At 71.6% G+C, this 13598-nt stretch carries 17 protein-coding genes and 1 riboswitch; of the genes, 8 read left to right on the top strand and 9 right to left on the bottom strand.

Annotated elements, in window-relative coordinates; genetic code table 11:
- Positions 1 to 50 precede the first annotated feature (50 nt).
- From HNQ09_RS17525 to HNQ09_RS17490, 8 genes are all read right to left on the bottom strand, one after another.
- On the bottom strand, positions 51 to 605 hold the full coding sequence (locus HNQ09_RS17525) for a class I SAM-dependent methyltransferase (protein WP_246363467.1): 555 nt from the start codon (positions 603 to 605) through the stop codon (positions 51 to 53).
- 50 nt (positions 606 to 655) lie between these two features.
- Positions 656 to 1474, bottom strand: coding sequence for a class I SAM-dependent methyltransferase (locus HNQ09_RS17520; RefSeq protein WP_184031760.1), 819 nt, complete (start codon positions 1472 to 1474; stop codon positions 656 to 658).
- 67 nt (positions 1475 to 1541) lie between these two features.
- Complete coding sequence (gene aguB, locus HNQ09_RS17515; RefSeq protein WP_184031759.1) at positions 1542 to 2450, bottom strand: N-carbamoylputrescine amidase; 909 nt, start codon at positions 2448 to 2450, stop codon at positions 1542 to 1544.
- Positions 2447 to 3625, bottom strand: coding sequence for a GNAT family N-acetyltransferase (locus HNQ09_RS17510; protein ID WP_184031758.1), 1179 nt, complete (start codon positions 3623 to 3625; stop codon positions 2447 to 2449). The genes aguB and HNQ09_RS17510 overlap by 4 nt, the downstream gene beginning before the upstream one ends.
- On the bottom strand, positions 3610 to 4683 hold the full coding sequence (locus HNQ09_RS17505) for an agmatine deiminase family protein (protein WP_184031757.1): 1074 nt from the start codon (positions 4681 to 4683) through the stop codon (positions 3610 to 3612). Before HNQ09_RS17505 ends, HNQ09_RS17510 begins: the two co-directional genes overlap by 16 nt.
- Positions 4684 to 4810: 127 nt before the next feature.
- Entirely contained in the window at positions 4811 to 5098 is a 288-nt protein-coding gene (locus HNQ09_RS17500; RefSeq protein ID WP_184031756.1) for a hypothetical protein, read from the bottom strand.
- A gap of 89 nt (positions 5099 to 5187) precedes the next feature.
- A complete protein-coding gene (locus tag HNQ09_RS17495; RefSeq protein ID WP_184031755.1) occupies positions 5188 to 5448 on the bottom strand; it encodes a hypothetical protein in 261 nt (86 codons plus the stop codon).
- Positions 5449 to 5557: 109 nt separating this feature from the next.
- The gene (locus HNQ09_RS17490; RefSeq protein ID WP_184031754.1) at positions 5558 to 6955 is read right to left on the bottom strand and encodes a ribonuclease R family protein; all 1398 of its coding nucleotides are present in this window, start codon (positions 6953 to 6955) and stop codon (positions 5558 to 5560) included.
- Positions 6956 to 7148: 193 nt separating this feature from the next.
- Here HNQ09_RS17490 and HNQ09_RS17485 point away from each other — a divergent pair, with 193 nt between their 5' ends.
- The 5 genes from HNQ09_RS17485 to HNQ09_RS17465 all read left to right on the top strand — a co-directional run bounded on the left by HNQ09_RS17485 (position 7149) and on the right by HNQ09_RS17465 (position 10523).
- On the top strand, positions 7149 to 8024 hold the full coding sequence (locus HNQ09_RS17485) for a hypothetical protein (protein ID WP_184031753.1): 876 nt from the start codon (positions 7149 to 7151) through the stop codon (positions 8022 to 8024).
- Positions 8021 to 8275: a hypothetical protein gene (locus tag HNQ09_RS17480; protein ID WP_184031751.1), complete on the top strand. Its 255-nt coding sequence runs from the start codon at positions 8021 to 8023 to the stop codon at positions 8273 to 8275. Before HNQ09_RS17485 ends, HNQ09_RS17480 begins: the two co-directional genes overlap by 4 nt.
- On the top strand, positions 8272 to 8898 hold the full coding sequence (locus tag HNQ09_RS17475) for an SHOCT-like domain-containing protein (RefSeq protein WP_184031750.1): 627 nt from the start codon (positions 8272 to 8274) through the stop codon (positions 8896 to 8898). Before HNQ09_RS17480 ends, HNQ09_RS17475 begins: the two co-directional genes overlap by 4 nt.
- An 81-nt stretch (positions 8899 to 8979) precedes the next feature.
- The gene (locus tag HNQ09_RS17470; protein ID WP_184031749.1) at positions 8980 to 9336 is read left to right on the top strand and encodes a DUF2089 domain-containing protein; all 357 of its coding nucleotides are present in this window, start codon (positions 8980 to 8982) and stop codon (positions 9334 to 9336) included.
- Between the two features lie 101 nt (positions 9337 to 9437).
- Positions 9438 to 10523: a GGDEF domain-containing protein gene (locus HNQ09_RS17465; RefSeq protein ID WP_184031748.1), complete on the top strand. Its 1086-nt coding sequence runs from the start codon at positions 9438 to 9440 to the stop codon at positions 10521 to 10523.
- 19 nt (positions 10524 to 10542) lie between these two features.
- Here HNQ09_RS17465 and HNQ09_RS17460 read toward each other — a convergent pair whose 3' ends face one another.
- Positions 10543 to 11211, bottom strand: coding sequence for a flavin reductase family protein (locus HNQ09_RS17460; RefSeq protein ID WP_184031746.1), 669 nt, complete (start codon positions 11209 to 11211; stop codon positions 10543 to 10545).
- Positions 11212 to 11254: 43 nt separating this feature from the next.
- Between HNQ09_RS17460 and xseB the strand changes: the two genes are divergently transcribed.
- The 3 genes from xseB (at position 11255) to HNQ09_RS17445 (ending at position 13577) form a co-directional block, all read left to right on the top strand.
- Positions 11255 to 11557 carry an exodeoxyribonuclease VII small subunit gene (gene xseB, locus HNQ09_RS17455; RefSeq protein ID WP_184031744.1) on the top strand — a complete coding sequence of 101 codons (303 nt, stop codon included), beginning with the start codon at positions 11255 to 11257 and terminating at the stop codon, positions 11555 to 11557.
- Positions 11558 to 11709: 152 nt separating this feature from the next.
- Positions 11710 to 12351, top strand: a complete 642-nt coding sequence (locus HNQ09_RS17450) for a lysophospholipid acyltransferase family protein (protein ID WP_184031742.1) — start codon at positions 11710 to 11712, stop codon at positions 12349 to 12351.
- Between the two features lie 37 nt (positions 12352 to 12388).
- Positions 12389 to 12525: riboswitch (cobalamin riboswitch) on the top strand.
- A 173-nt stretch (positions 12526 to 12698) separates the two neighbouring features.
- Positions 12699 to 13577 carry an ABC transporter substrate-binding protein gene (locus HNQ09_RS17445; protein WP_184031740.1) on the top strand — a complete coding sequence of 293 codons (879 nt, stop codon included), beginning with the start codon at positions 12699 to 12701 and terminating at the stop codon, positions 13575 to 13577.
- Positions 13578 to 13598: the final 21 nt, after the last annotated feature.

Below are 13598 nucleotides of genomic sequence, written 5' to 3'. Positions count from 1 at the left end.
CGTGGGGTGGCCCGCGCCTCCCACTCCTCCAGCCTCGCCTCTTCCTCCATTCACGCGCAGCGGGTCGCCCAGTCCGACAGGGTCGGTGCCCAGGCCCGCACGGACACGCGCCACTCGCCCAGCAGGTCCCAGCCGACCCCGCGCAGACGCTCCGGCACCTGGGGCACCTCCAGCCTCGGCCCCACGTACAGGAACCGGGCACCCGGCGCGGCGAGTTCGGGCAATCGCAAGATCACGCCCGTCGGCCCCCGGCGCGACACGATCAGGTCGAAGGGGCCGCGCAGCGCGTCGGGCACCGCGCCCTTGCCGTCCCAGAGGTGGAACTCGGCGTGGGGCGCGTTCACTCGGGCCTGCGCCAGCAGTTCCGGCACCCGGTCGTAGGCCATCCAGCGCCCAACCTCGCCCCCAAAGCGAGCCGCGTCGGGGCCGTGGCCGCAGCCCGCCTCCAGCACCCGCACCCCCGGCCCCAGCCGCCCTTGCAGCAGGGCGTCAAAGGTCAGTTCGGGGTCGGGGCCGTCCAGCTCGCGGGTCCAGGGATGGCGGTACCCGCCCAGTTCACGGGCCAGGCGGGCATACCACTCGCGGGAATGGGGACGGTGGGGCATCTGACCAAGGTAGGGCGGCGACTCTAGGAGCGCGTCGGCCGAATGGCGAGTTACGCGGGATTCGAGCCGACCGCCAGCAGGTGGGCGCTGATGCCGAAGAGGGAAGGGTCCTCCTCGGTACGCCGCACCGCGTCCAGCAGACGCCCACGCTGCTCGGGGTCGTTCCAACGGGCCTCGAAGTCCGGGACGAGATTGCCCAGCCCTTCTATCGCGTAGAGCCGCACACCGCTGAACCCGGCTTCCTCCAGCTCCTGCCGCAATTCTTCTGGTCGGTGGAAGTAGGCACGGGTAAACCAGCCCTGCGCGGCGTCTGGTGGATCGTGCAGGCCGCTCTCCAGCGTCTGGTCCCGCATCTGCCGGAAGCGCTCGTCGGCGTCCAGTCCCGCCAACAGCCCGTCGAGTGTGCTGGCCGTGCGGGTGATGCAGGCGGCGAGAAGGACGCCTCCCGGCTTCAGGCACCGCCGCACTTCCCGCAGCGCGAGCAGCCGGTCCTCGCGCCGGGTCAGGTGGTACAGCGGCCCCAGCAGAAGCGCGGCGTCGGCGGAAGCGTCCGGGTAAGGCAGGGCGCGGGCGTCGCCCACATTGGCTGAGGCCAGCGCGTCCAAGCTGGGGTCGGCGCGGACCCGTTCGATGTGCAGGGGCACCACGTCCAGCAGATGCACCGCATACCCGCGTGAGAGCAGCCAACGGGCATAGGGGCCGGTCCCGCCGCCCACATCGAGGACCGTCGCCGGAGGCGAGGGCAGCCAGCGCGAAACGAGTTCCTGCGTCCGCTCGAATTCCAACTGGTTGCTGCCCCGGCTCAGTCGAAGGTGTTCCCGGTCCTGCCCGTAATAAGCCCCTATCCCGTTCAATGCGGCTTCGTCCATAAGACAGGGTAGGAAAGGGAGAGTCGGGAAAGCATCGGCCAGATCGCTGAGCCGTCCTTCTCTCTCCTCAGCCCCGCCGGGTCACCCCGTCCGTCGTCAGCAGCGCGCCGTACAGCTCGGGGCGGCGGTCGCGGAAAAAGCCCATCCCTGCGCGGAATTTTCTTGCTTCCACCAGGTCGAGGGTATGCAGCAGCGGCCCCTCCTCGGTCTCGCCCAGTTCGGCCACGATCTCGCCCGTGTAGTCGGAGATGAAGGAGTGGCCGTAGTAGGTCTGCTCCAGGTCCCCCACCCGCTCGGTGCCGATGCGGTTGCTGGAACCGACGTAGGTCGAGTTGCTCACCGCGTGCCCGACCATCGCCCGCTGCCACATCTGGTAGGTGTTGGGCGTCTCGACCTCGGCAGGCTCACTGCCGATGGCGGTGGGATACAGCAGGAAGTCGGCGTTCAGCAGCATCATCGCGCGGGCGGTTTCGGGGTACCACTGGTCCCAGCAGATGCCCACGCCCACGCGCCCGAAGCGGGTCGGCCAGACCTTGAAGCCGGTGTCGCCGGGGGCGAAGTAGTACTTCTCCTCGTAGCCGGGGCCGTCGGGGATGTGGGTCTTGCGGTAGTTGCCCAGCACCGTGCCGTCGGCGTCGATGCACACCAGCGAGTTGTAGTGCGCCTGCCCCGCCTGCTCGAAGTACGAGAGGGGCAGCACCACGCCAAGCTCAGAGGCCAGATTCTGAAAGCGCCCGATAAAGGGATGCCCCTCCAGGGGATGGCTCAACGCGAAGTAGTCCTCGCGCTCGACCTGGCAAAAGTACAGGTTCTCGAACAGCTCGGGCAGCAGCACGACCTGCGCGCCCTGCCGGGCCGCCTCGCGGACATGGGCCTCGGCGCGGGCCACGTTGTCTTCGAGCTGGCTGGACATGTGCATCTGGATCACGGCCAGGCTCACGTGCTGGGGCGCCTGCTTGGGGGGCGTGGGGGTCATGCCTCATCCTCGCTCAAATCCAGGCCCAGGCGGCGGGCCACCTCACCTTTGGGGCCCATCAACCCGCTGCGAAGGTCCATGTACTCGCGGTACGGGCCGCCGAAGCTGTAGACCAGCACCGCCATGACGCCGTGGTGGTTGACCTCCAGCCCTTGCAGGCGAAAGCCCGCGCGCAGTTTGGGCACCAGCACGGCGTTGTTGGTGGCGTGGTGGTGGCTGCGAATCAGCGTGTAGCCCTCGCCCTCGAAGGTGGCGAGCAGGGCGGGCAGCAGACGGGTGTACAGTCCCCGGCCCCGGTGGGCGGGCAGCAGGGCCGTGTTGCTCATGTAGAGGGTGCGCTCGTCCCACTGCCGCGCCGAGTGCCAGCCCACGACCTCTCCCGCGTGGCCGATCAGCCACGCGAAAGCCGGGTGCCCGGGCCGGGTCAGCCCCGGCGTCTCGCCCCAGTCGAACGTCACCGTGTCGTAGGCGGCGTCCTCCAGCCGCGCGTAGATCTCGCGGTACACCGCATTGGACACGCGCCGCAGGGTGTACCCGCCCCCCAGGTCCAGGTCCTCGCCCTCGGCGGGGGGCAGGGGCAGCCGGGGCACCTCCGGCCCGGCCCGCTCCGGCGGTCCCGCGACCCGCAGGCCCAGCCGCCTCGCCGCCTCGCCCGTCGCCTGCCTCAGCCCGCTGCGGACGTGCATCGCCTCGCGGTACGCAGGGTCCAGGCTCAGCGTCAGCGCCACGTTCAGGCCGCCCTCGTAGAGGTTCAGGCCCTGAACGAAAAACCCCGCCCGCAGCTTGGGCACGATCACCCGGTTGTTGGTCGCCCGGTGGCGGCTGGTGACCAGGGTGTAGCCCGCCGCGTGGAAGGCGTCCAGCAGGTGCGGCAGCAGGCGGGTATACACGCCGCGCCCCTGGTGCTCGGGCAGCAGGCCGGTGTCGGCCATATAGACCGTCCGCTCGTCCCGCTGGTGGGCGTGGTGCCAGCCGATCAGGTCCTGACCGTGGTACAGGCCCCACTGGAAGCTCTCGCCCAGCGGCGGCGGCGCCTTGGCGGGCGGGTCGAAAGCGTAGAGCCAGGTTCCGCCGAAGATGCGCCCCTCCAGCCGGGCGCAGGCGTCGCGGTAGGTGTCTAGCGTGATCGGGCGGGCCTGGTAGCCGCCGCCCAGCGGGGTTACTCCCCGGTCCACAGCGTTCCGGCAGGCTGCTGCTGGGTCATGCAGTGAAAGGACCCGCCGCCCTCGATGATCTTGCGGCTGGACAGCCCGATCACCTCGCGGCCGGGAAAAAGGGGCCGCAGCACCTCCAGCGCGCGGGCGTCGTTGGGGTCGCCGTACAGCGGCACCACCACGAACCCGTTGCCGATGTAGAAGTTCGCGTAGGTGGGCGGCAACCTTCCCTCCGCGCCCTCCAGCCGGGTCGCGGGGAGGGGCAGCTCCACGACCCGGAAAGGCTGGCCGTGCCGGTCGGTCATGCCGCGCAGCTCGGCCAGATTCTTCGCCATCACGGGGTGGTTGGCGTCCGCCTCGTCCCCGGCCACGCTGGTGACGACCGTCTGCTCGTCCGTGAAGCGGGTGATGGTGTCGATGTGGCCGTCGGTGTGGTCGTTTTCCAGGCCGCCGTCCAGCCACAGCAGCTTTTCGACCCCCAGGGTCTCCCGCAGCCGCCCGGCGTAGTCCAGCTCGGTCAGGCCGGGATTGCGCGTCGGGGTCAGCAGGCACGACCGCGTGGTCAGGCCCACGCCCGCGCCGTTGACCTCCAGGCCGCCGCCTTCGAGCACCTCGGGGCGGTCCCAGTGGGGGAGCCGCAGGTGCGCGGCGACGTACTCGGGGACGCGGTCGTCGTGCTGCCACTCGAACTTGCCGCCCCAGGCGTTGAAGCGCCAGTTCACCAGCGACACCCGGCCCCCGGCGTCCCGCACGAAGATCGGGCCGTTGTCCCGGACCCACACGTCGTCGAGGGGCACGCGGTGCAGGGTGACCGGAAAGGCGAACGCGGCGAGGTCGCCCAGCCGCTTCCGCGCGTCGGCCTCGCTCTCCTCGTCGCGCACCAGCAGCTCGACCGGTTCGAAGCGGGCGATGGTCCGCACCAGCTCCGCGTATTCCTCCCGCACCCCGGCGAGGTGGCCGAACCACAGGTCGTCGTTAGCGGGCCAGCTCATCCAGGTCGCGGCGTGCGCGGCCCACTCGGGCGGCATGGCAAAACCCAGGTCGCGGGGCGTGGGGTCGCTGGGGGAGAAGTGACGCATAGCCGCCATTAAAACAGAGGGTCCAGGGCCGGAAGGGGAGCGGGGGGACCCTTCAGCGCGGCCACTCGCCGAAGGTCAGGCGCGGCGGGCGGCCAAAGGTGGCGTCCTCCAGCCGTACGGGGAGAAACTAGCCGTCAAGAGCTGACGTGACGAGAGGCGCGGGCAGCGTCAGCCGCAGCAGCGCAAGCCGCTCTCCCCGGCGCACGAGCACCGACGCCCGCACGTCGCCCGCCTGGACGCACTGCACCTCCGGGCGGCAGCGGCTGTCCTGCACCCGCAGCAGCGTCAGGGTAAAGTCCCCCAGCCTGCCCGTCTGCCCGGGCGAGAGCGAGAGGGTCGCGGCGCCCGCCGCGCCCAGGGAAGCCACGAGCAGGGGCAGCAGTCGGCGCAGCAGGGGCCGGAGCAGGAAGCGCATGGCTCCCACTGTGCCTCCCGAAGTTGAGCGCGGTCTGACGCGCCGCCCAGCAGGCCCAGCCCCGCTCAGGCGAAGGCGACCCCGCCCAGTCAGCCCAGCAGCGAGGTGTCGCCCGCCCCGGCCAGCGCGCGGAAGTGGCGGGCCTTTTCGGCCAGGCCCATCTGCTCGTAGCAGGCGGCCAGCTTCAGCGCGAAGAACTCGACCGCCTGGCAGTCCTCGCGGCGCTCGGCGGCCTCCAGGCAGGCGCGGTAGTGCAGCACCGCGAGGTGGTACTGCGCTCCGGAAGCGGCGTGTTCGGCTCGGCAGTGGCTCATCCTGAGGGACACGATGTCGGTGGGCACGCCGTTCATGGAGGGCAGTGTAAACACAGCCGCCGAGAGATGAATGAAAGGTGAACCCGATTCTGGCGCTTGGATGGGGTGCGACGGTGTCCCCGCCGACAGCGTTTTGCTTCCGCCTTCAGACGACCCTGGCCCGCACGGTCAGGGCCGGGAGATTCACGTCCGTCAGGCGCACCCGCAGCGCTGTGCCGACCGGGGCCGGGGTGCTCAGCGGCAGGTCGAAGGCGAGGTCGGGGATCAGCAGGGTGGCCCCCGGGCCGCGCCGGTCCACGACCACCGCGTCCCACTCGCGCTCCGGCTGGGCCGCCACGAAGCGCAGGGTGTGGTGTCTGCGGCTGAGGCGCTCGGCCTGGCGGGTGGCGTCGGCGTTCATCACGGCCTGCGCGACCCGCGCGGCGACCTCCTTGCCGGGGAGGAGCGGCGTGCCGGTCAGGTGCGCCCGCAGCTGCTGGTGAACCACCAGATCGAGGTACCGCCGCATCGGGCTGGTCGCCTGCGCGTAGAGGTCGAGGCCCATGCCGTGATGCGGCCCCGGCGCAGGCTGAAAGCGGGTGCGCGCCAACGTCTTGCGCCGCGCCCACTGGGCACCCAGCGACTCGCCGCGCACCTCGCGGGTGGGCGCGTCCTGGGTGGCGAAGGGCAGCGGGAGGCTGTGGTCGTCGGCGTAGATGGCGGCGGCCCAGCCTGCCAGCGTCATGCATTCCTGCACCACGAAGCGCATCTCGGGCTTGGGCAGCGGCGTGACCGAGGCGCCGTCCGCGCCCGCCTTGACCCGCACCTCCGGCAGGTCGATGGACAGGGCGCCTTCCGCCTCGCGCAGCTCGCGGCTGGCGCGGGCCAGGCGGGCCAGGGTCACGAAGGGTTCCTCGCCCGCCTCCAGCCGCTGCTGGGCCTCCAGGTAGCTCAGCCGGGTCACCCGCACGGTGGTGAGCTGCACGTCCACCGCGTCCGCGTTGCCGTCCGGGTCGAGGTCCAGCGAGATCGAGAGCGCCGGGGACGTGTCCGCCAGGCCCAGGCCGCTGCGCTCGACCAGGGCGTCGGGCAGCATCCCAATGGTCTGGTCGGGCAGGTAGAGGGTCGCCCCGCGCGCCCGCGCTTCCTCATCCAACGGGCTGCCCGCCGGGGCCAGCGCCGCCACGTCGGCCACGTGGACCCACAGCCGGGTCAGGCCGCCCCCCAGCGCCTCGATTCCCACCGCGTCGTCGGGGTCGCGGTTGCCCTCGTCGTCGATGGCGTAAGCGGGCAGGTGCGTCAGGTCGAGCCGGGGTTCCTCGGCAAAGGGCGGCACCTCCAGCGTCACCGGTTGCAGAGCCGCGCCCAGCCGGTCGGCGTAGGGCGTGCGGGCCTCGTCCCACAGGCCCAGCCGCAGCAGCAACGCGTGGGCCGCCTCGGGCGTCTCGGGCTGCCCCAGCTCGCGCAGGGTCCGGCTTTTAGGCTGCTTGCCGCGCGCCACAAGTTCCACCTCCGTGCGCTGCGCGGGGGTCAGGTCCGGAACGGCGGGCGAGGCAGAGGTCATGCCCCCGAGAATACGCGGGCCGGTTCAACCTCAGCGAAAGGCAAGCCGGGTTTTACAAACACATGAAGCCGTCCACGCTCGCGCCTTGTGGAGGCCGTCTGGGACGCATCCGCCCCGCCAGTCTCCGTAATAACGGCAAATCACGCTTGACAATCTGTGATCTCCGTGTTTCTATTTAGGCAAGGAGGAGCGCATGAATGAACATGTGGACGAGAGCTTCCGTGCCCAGGTCGAGCGTCTGGTGGCCGAGGGCAAACTCACCGCCGAGGAGGCCGCCGGGTTGCTGGAAGGCAGTGCGGGCGAGGCCGGGGCGGAGGCCCTGACCAGCCCGCCCCCGCCCGCCACGGCGGACGCGGGGGGGGACACGCCGCCGGACCTGATCCTCAAGGTCAGCGGCTACACGCTGACGGTGGTGCACGACGCGGCCACCACGGCCCCGCAGCTCAGCGCCAGCCAGGAGGGCGAAGTGCGGCTCACGGCGGGGCCGGAGGGCTGGCGGGTCGAGCGGGTCGGCCGCCATCAGGGGAACTGGGCCTCGCTGCGGGCGATCCTGAGCGTGCCTTTCGTGCCCCGGCACGTGCGGGCGCGGGTGGACGGCGGCAACCTCACGCTGCCGGACCTCGGCGGCGAGATGGTCGCGGACGTGAACGGCGGCAACCTCCGCATGGGCCGCGCGGCCAGCCTGAAGGCCGACGTGAACGGCGGCAACCTGACCGCCAGCGAGATGGACGGCCCCACCCACCTCAGTGTCAACGGGGGCAACCTCACGCTGGAGGACGCGTCCACCCTGAATGCCAGCGTGAACGGCGGCAACCTGAAGTGGGTCGGGACGCTCCGCAGCGGCCAGCACCGCGTCGAGGTCAACGCCGGAAACGCTGCCCTGCACCTCTTGCCCGGCAGCAGTGTCCAGTTGGACGCCGACATGACGGTGGGGGCCTTCAAGGCCGACTTTCCCACGCAGAGGCAGGGCGGCTTTCTGAACACCCGCCACGCCGGGCAACTGGGCGGCGGCGAGGCCCACCTCTCCTGCCGGGTCACGGCCGGGCAGCTCAAGGTGGTGACGGCGTGATGCGCCTGCCGCTGCCCGCCCGCGTTCTGGTTCCCGTCCCGGCGCCGTGGTCTGCGGGGCGGCGGCTGCGGTCGGTCCTGCTGCGGCTGTGGGCCGGGCTGCGGCCGGACCAGATCCCCGAGGCCTGCCTGAGGCGCGCCCGCGCCCACGCCGCGTTGCAGGCTTCGTACGAGGCCCGCCTGGAGGTGTACCCGGCCACACCGGGGCGCCGCGCGAGACAGGCCGCGCTGCGTGGAGGTGAGTGGTCATGAGAGAAAAGATCAAGCGGATTCTGGACCTGGTGCGGGCAGGCAAGCTCACGCTGGAAGACGCCGCGCCGCTGCTGGCCGCCCTGAACGCCCGGCTCGCCCTGACCGAGAGTGACCGCGAACTCGTCGCCTCGCTGCTGGCGCGCGGAGAGCTGGACACCGCCCAGGTCGCCGAACATCTGCTGCTGCTGCGCGGGGTCAAGGACTTCCCTCAACCCCCCCTGCCGCCCCGCGCGCCCGGCTGGGAAGGCCGGGTCAGGATGGGCGGACGGGACTTCCCCATCGATATGGAGGGCATCATGGACCGGGTCAATTCGGCGATAGGCCGCGTGGGCGACGCCGTGGGCGGGACGGAGGCAGGGGCGCAGCATGGCCGCGCAGGCTCGGCCCGCATACTGCGCGTGCAGGTCGAATCCAGCGACGGCGACGAGTACAGCGCCAACCTGCCGGTCAGCCTCGCGGGGCACCTGCACAAGCTCATTCCCGGGCACGGCATCCGGGCGCTGGAACGCGCGGGCCTGAGCCTCGAGGCGCTGAGGCTGCTGATCGAGGCCGACCCGCCTCCCGGCGACCTGATTCAGGCCGAGGACAGCGACGGCAACAGCGTGAGCCTCACGCTGAAGTGAGCGCGCTGGCGGCAGGGCGGGGCGCGGAACGCCGGACGGCACCCCGCACCGCCCTCCCGCCCCCCCGCGTACCCTGACCCCATGCCCAGACCCCTGCCCCTGCCCTTTCCCGACGAGACGGAAGCCCCGCTGGTCACCGAGCTGCGGTTTCCGACCAGCGGCGTGACCGTGCGCGGCGTGTTTGACCTCAACGAGTTCGCCACCCTCTCGCCCGAGAACCTCGACTTTCTGCGCCTCTACATCCGGGTGCGCGGCAACCTCAAGGAGGTCGAGCGGGTGCTGGGGGTCAGCTACCCGACCGTCCGCGCCCGCTTCGACACCCTGCTGCGCGCCATCGGCTACGAACCCGAGGCCGCCGATCCCCAGGCCGAGGTGCTGCTCAGCCTGGAGCGCGGCGAGATCACGCCCGACGAGGCGGCGCGGAAGCTGCGGCGGTAGGGGGCGCGGCCCCCCCCCCGCCCCCCGACTGCCGCCAGCGGCTCCCGAGGCAACCTTCATGCAGGTGTTCTGTCAGAGCGCCGCGCTTAGCATGGCGCCTTATGGCGTGGCGCGTTTCCCCAGCAGCCCAAGCGACTCCGGAATTCCAGTTCCGGCGCCACTCGCTGCTGGTGATTCTGGCGTGCGTGATGCTCGCGTCGGGGCTGACGCTGGGCGTGTCCTCGGAGTGGATGTTCACCGCGCGGGACCAGGGCGTGCTGGGCTTTATCGCGGTCAAGAACGTGGCGCTCTTCGTGTGGCTGTGGCGGCGGCCCGGCGCCCTGCGGCTGGTGGGCCTCACCGAACTGCTGCTGGAGGGCACCGGCGGCGTGCTGAGCCTGGGCGAGACGCTGCTGGTCGAGCGGGCGGCCTCCGGGTTGGGCGGGTACGCCTACTGGCTGGTCCTGAACTACTTCGTCGCGGCGCTGGTCTTTTCTCCACGCACGGCGCTGGGGGTGTCGCTGGGGTGGTTCGCGGCGCTGCTGGGGCTGGGCGGCGCGTACTGGCTGTCTGCGGCGACTCCGGCGGCGCTGCGCGCGCAGTGGGGCAACGATCTGCTGCAACTGTACCTGACCCACGCGACCTTTATCGCCTTTCTGACGCTTCAGGGCGGGTTGCTGCGCCGTTACCTCCAGGCCATGGTGCAGGCCGAGCGCGCCGCCCGCGCCGCGCTGGTGGACGACCTGACGGGCCTGCCCAACCGGCGGCAGCTCGACTTGTGGTTGCAGGCCCAGCAGGCGCGGGCCGGGCAGACCGGGGACCTCTGGAGCGTGATCCTTTTTGACCTCGACCATTTCAAGCGGGTCAACGACACCTTCGGGCACGCGGCGGGCGACCGGGTGCTGCGCGCCGCCGCCCAGGCCGCCGGGGGGGTGCTGGAGGAGGGCGACCGGCTGGGCCGCTGGGGCGGCGAGGAATTTCTGGTGATCGTGCCGGGCCAGGGCCGCGCGGGCGCCGAGCGCCTCGCCAGGGACCTTCAGGCGGCGGTCGCGGCGCAGCCGCACGGCGAGGTGGGCCAGGTCACGGTGAGCTGCGGCGTGGCCCAGAGCCAGCCCGGCGAGCGCTACCCCGAGCTGCTGGAGCGGGCCGACGCGGCGCTTTACACGGCCAAGCGCGCCGGCCGCGCGCTGGTGGTGGTGGCGTCCTGACTGCCCGGCGGCGGGGCGCTCACCCCAGCGGCGTGTCCTCCCGCGCCCGCTGCCACTGGGCGTAGGTGAAGCGCTCCAGGGTAAAGGTGTCGCGCGTGCGGGTGTAGCCTCCCCGGCCGCCCATCCGTCCCACCAGATCGAGGGCGGCGGTGTCCACGTACTTTCTGGCCTCGTCGAGCAGGGCGTCGGCGCGCAGGTGCAGGCCCAGGACTTCGCCCAGCACCACGCGGGTGCGCCCGATCTGCACGGTCTGGACCTCGCGGCATTCCAGGGCGGCGGGGCTGGCGGCCACCCGGGGAACCTGCACCCGCACGCCGGGCGCCAGGGCCACGCCGACCTCCCCCGGCTCGCCCAGGCCGTAGGGAAAGTCGGTGGCGGTCGCGTTCATCACCTCCGCCAGCTCGGCGCTGACCAGATTCACGGTGAATTCGCCGCCAGCGCCGATATTCAGCGCCGTGTCCTTGGGGGTGCCGCCGGGGCGGTCGCCGGGCGCAAAGGCCACCACCGCCGGGTCCGACCCCATCAGCCCGAAAAAGGAATACGGCGCGAGGTTCACCTCCCCGCCCCGGCCCAGGGTGCTCACCCAGGCGATGGGACGCGGCACGACCACCGCCGTCACCAGCTTGTAACGGTCGGCGGCGCCCAACCCCGCGAAATCGAAGTGCTTGAAGTCTGGAAGGGGAACCATGCCTTCAGGGTACGGCTCCCCTCACGGCGCTATCCTCGGGAGGATGCCGGACGCTTCCCCGCCCCTGTCCTACCGCGAGGCCTACGCCCGGCTCGCGCGCATCGCCGCCGAGCTGGAAACGGGCGAGGCCGACCTCGACCGCGTGCTGCCGCTGCTCGAAGAAGCCCGCGCCGCCTACGCCGCCTGCCGCGAACGCATCGAGGCCGTGCGCGAGGTGCTGGCGGGCGAGTGGACCGAGGGTGAGCTGGCGGCAGACGACCAGGAAGGGCGCGCCCCCGACCCGGACAGCCCGGACCCGGACGGCCCAGACACGGACAGCCCGGACGCGGACGACGAGCCGTACTGAGTTCCGCCCCGGCGCTGAAGCCTGGTCGCCCCAGCTGGAGGGAAGGCGGCTGAAGGCGCCCGCCTCCGCGCCTCCCAGGGCCGGGGGACGCGCCTCCGGCGCGCGCGCGGCCACGTCCGCACGACGCGCGGCGGAGGCGTATCCTCTTTCTCATGAGCGACGCCCGCACTCCTGCCTCTGCCCCGGCCGAAGCGGCCAGCGCGCCGCGCGTCACGCCCTGGGTCTACCGGGCCGTCGTGTTCCTGACCACGCTGCCCGTGCTGCTGCGCGGAGGCCGCATCGAGGTGCGCGGGCGCGGGCATGTGCCGCCGCCCGGCACGCCGCTGATCGTGGCGGCCAACCACCGCAGCGCCTTTGACCCCTTCCTGATCGCGCGCAGCCTGCCGCCCGGAAGGTACCTGCAATTCATGGCGAAAAAGGAGCTGTTCGTGCCGGTGATCGGGGCGATTATCCGCGCGGGCGGCTCTTTTCCGGTGGACCGCCGGGCAAACGACCTGGGCGCGGTGCGGACCAGCCTGCGCATCTTGCAGCGGGGCGGCACGCTGGGCATCTTCCCGGAAGGCACGCGCGGCGGCGGCGAGGTGCAGGGCGGGGTCGCGCTGCTGGCCCTCAAGGGCAAGGCCCCGGTGCTCCCGGTCGGCCTGCGGCGCGAGGGACGGCGCTGGATCGTGGAGTTCGGCCCGCCCATCGCGCCTGCGGGGGGCCTGAAAGCCCTGACCGCCGAGGTCGGCGAGCGGCTGGGCGAGTTGGCCGGGGCGCCGATGGTGCACCGCCGGGACCAGTCCGGGGCGTAAATCGGGCATCGGGCTGGGAACCGTCTGCCGCGCCCCAGCCTCCGCGCCCGGACGCGGCGTATAGTGTGCCCCGACGGGCGCAGGGAAAGCCGGTGAAAGTCCGGCACTGTCGCGCAACGGTAACCTCCCCAGAGGGGAAGAAGTCCGAACACCGGCCCCGTCCTGGCCTCCTCCCGACCGGGGAGGGCCAGTCGGCCTGACCTCTCGCGGAATGGAGGAACCGCCCTGGCGCTGCCGCCTGCCCTCACGGGGGGCCGCCGCCCTGGACGACCCGGACTTTCCGCCCCCCTTTGCCGGGGCGGCGTTTTGTTTTCCCCAGTTTCAGCGGAGGAGAGGAGGAATCCCCTATGAAGACTCTCCTGCCCAAGACCGCCTTCACCGCCTCGCTGCTCGCGCTGCTGCCCACCGCCGCGGCGACGATCTATCCCCTGACCCTCACCGACGACCTGGGCCGCAAGGTGACCCTGAAGGCCGAACCCGGGCGCATCATCAGCATGGTGCCCGGCCACTCGGAGACGCTGTGTGCCGTCGGGGCCTGCGGCAAGCTCGTCGGCGTGGACCGCTACAGCGACTATCCCCAGCAGGTCGCGCGGCTCCCGAAGGTGGGTGACCTCTTTGCGCCCGACGTGGAAGCGATGGTGGCGCTGAGGCCCGACTTGGTCCTCGTGAGCCAGTACAGCAAGCTCGAAGGGCCGCTGACCCAGGCGGGCATCCCGGTCTTCGCGCTGGATATGGAGAAGTACGACGAGGTCTTTTCCAAGACCCTGACCCTGGGCCGGGTCGTGAACCGCGAGGCGCAGGCCAGAGCGCTGACGCTGAACATGCGCCGCGAGATCGCCAGAGTCGAGATCCTGACCAAGAACGCCGTCCGCAAGCCCACGACCTACCTGGAGATCGACCCCACGCCGTACTCGGTCGGGCCGAACTCCTTTATGGGCGTGCTGCTCGGCAAAGCGGGCGCGCGCAACATCGTCCCGGCTGCTCTCGGCGACTTTCCCAAGGTGGACCCCGAACTGATCGTCAAGGCCAACCCCCAACTGATGCTGGGTCTGGACCGGCGGGCGGCGGCGGCCCGGCCCGGCTGGGCGGGTTTACAGGCGGTCCGCACAGGCCGGGTGCTGGACATCCCCAAGGACCTGAACACCATCCTCAGCCGCCCCGGCCCCCGGATGCCGCAGGCGCTGCGCGGGCTGGCGCGGCTGGTCCACCCGGAACTGTTCAAGTAGGCCGTGGCCCTGAAGCAAGGT

This window comes from Deinococcus budaensis, from assembly GCF_014201885.1.
Lineage (GTDB): Bacteria > Deinococcota > Deinococci > Deinococcales > Deinococcaceae > Deinococcus > Deinococcus budaensis.
Note: the sequence above shows the minus strand (reverse complement) of the source record. Positions and strands in the feature narration are given on the sequence as shown.

Excerpts from the sequence above, each read along its gene's own strand:
- HNQ09_RS17525 (WP_246363467.1), bottom strand. The coding sequence starts at position 605 with ATGCCCCACCGTCCCCATTCCCGCGAGTGGTATGCCCGCCTGGCCCGT.
- HNQ09_RS17520 (WP_184031760.1), bottom strand. The coding sequence starts at position 1,474 with ATGGACGAAGCCGCATTGAACGGGATAGGGGCTTATTACGGGCAGGAC.
- aguB (WP_184031759.1), bottom strand. The coding sequence starts at position 2,450 with ATGACCCCCACGCCCCCCAAGCAGGCGCCCCAGCACGTGAGCCTGGCC.
- HNQ09_RS17505 (WP_184031757.1), bottom strand. The coding sequence starts at position 4,683 with ATGCGTCACTTCTCCCCCAGCGACCCCACGCCCCGCGACCTGGGTTTT.
- HNQ09_RS17500 (WP_184031756.1), bottom strand. The coding sequence starts at position 5,098 with ATGCGCTTCCTGCTCCGGCCCCTGCTGCGCCGACTGCTGCCCCTGCTC.
- HNQ09_RS17495 (WP_184031755.1), bottom strand. The coding sequence starts at position 5,448 with ATGAACGGCGTGCCCACCGACATCGTGTCCCTCAGGATGAGCCACTGC.
- HNQ09_RS17490 (WP_184031754.1), bottom strand. The coding sequence starts at position 6,955 with ATGACCTCTGCCTCGCCCGCCGTTCCGGACCTGACCCCCGCGCAGCGC.
- HNQ09_RS17485 (WP_184031753.1), top strand. The coding sequence starts at position 7,149 with ATGAATGAACATGTGGACGAGAGCTTCCGTGCCCAGGTCGAGCGTCTG.
- HNQ09_RS17475 (WP_184031750.1), top strand. The coding sequence starts at position 8,272 with ATGAGAGAAAAGATCAAGCGGATTCTGGACCTGGTGCGGGCAGGCAAG.
- HNQ09_RS17470 (WP_184031749.1), top strand. The coding sequence starts at position 8,980 with ATGCCCAGACCCCTGCCCCTGCCCTTTCCCGACGAGACGGAAGCCCCG.
- HNQ09_RS17465 (WP_184031748.1), top strand. The coding sequence starts at position 9,438 with ATGGCGTGGCGCGTTTCCCCAGCAGCCCAAGCGACTCCGGAATTCCAG.
- HNQ09_RS17460 (WP_184031746.1), bottom strand. The coding sequence starts at position 11,211 with ATGGTTCCCCTTCCAGACTTCAAGCACTTCGATTTCGCGGGGTTGGGC.
- xseB (WP_184031744.1), top strand. The coding sequence starts at position 11,255 with ATGCCGGACGCTTCCCCGCCCCTGTCCTACCGCGAGGCCTACGCCCGG.
- HNQ09_RS17450 (WP_184031742.1), top strand. The coding sequence starts at position 11,710 with ATGAGCGACGCCCGCACTCCTGCCTCTGCCCCGGCCGAAGCGGCCAGC.
- HNQ09_RS17445 (WP_184031740.1), top strand. The coding sequence starts at position 12,699 with ATGAAGACTCTCCTGCCCAAGACCGCCTTCACCGCCTCGCTGCTCGCG.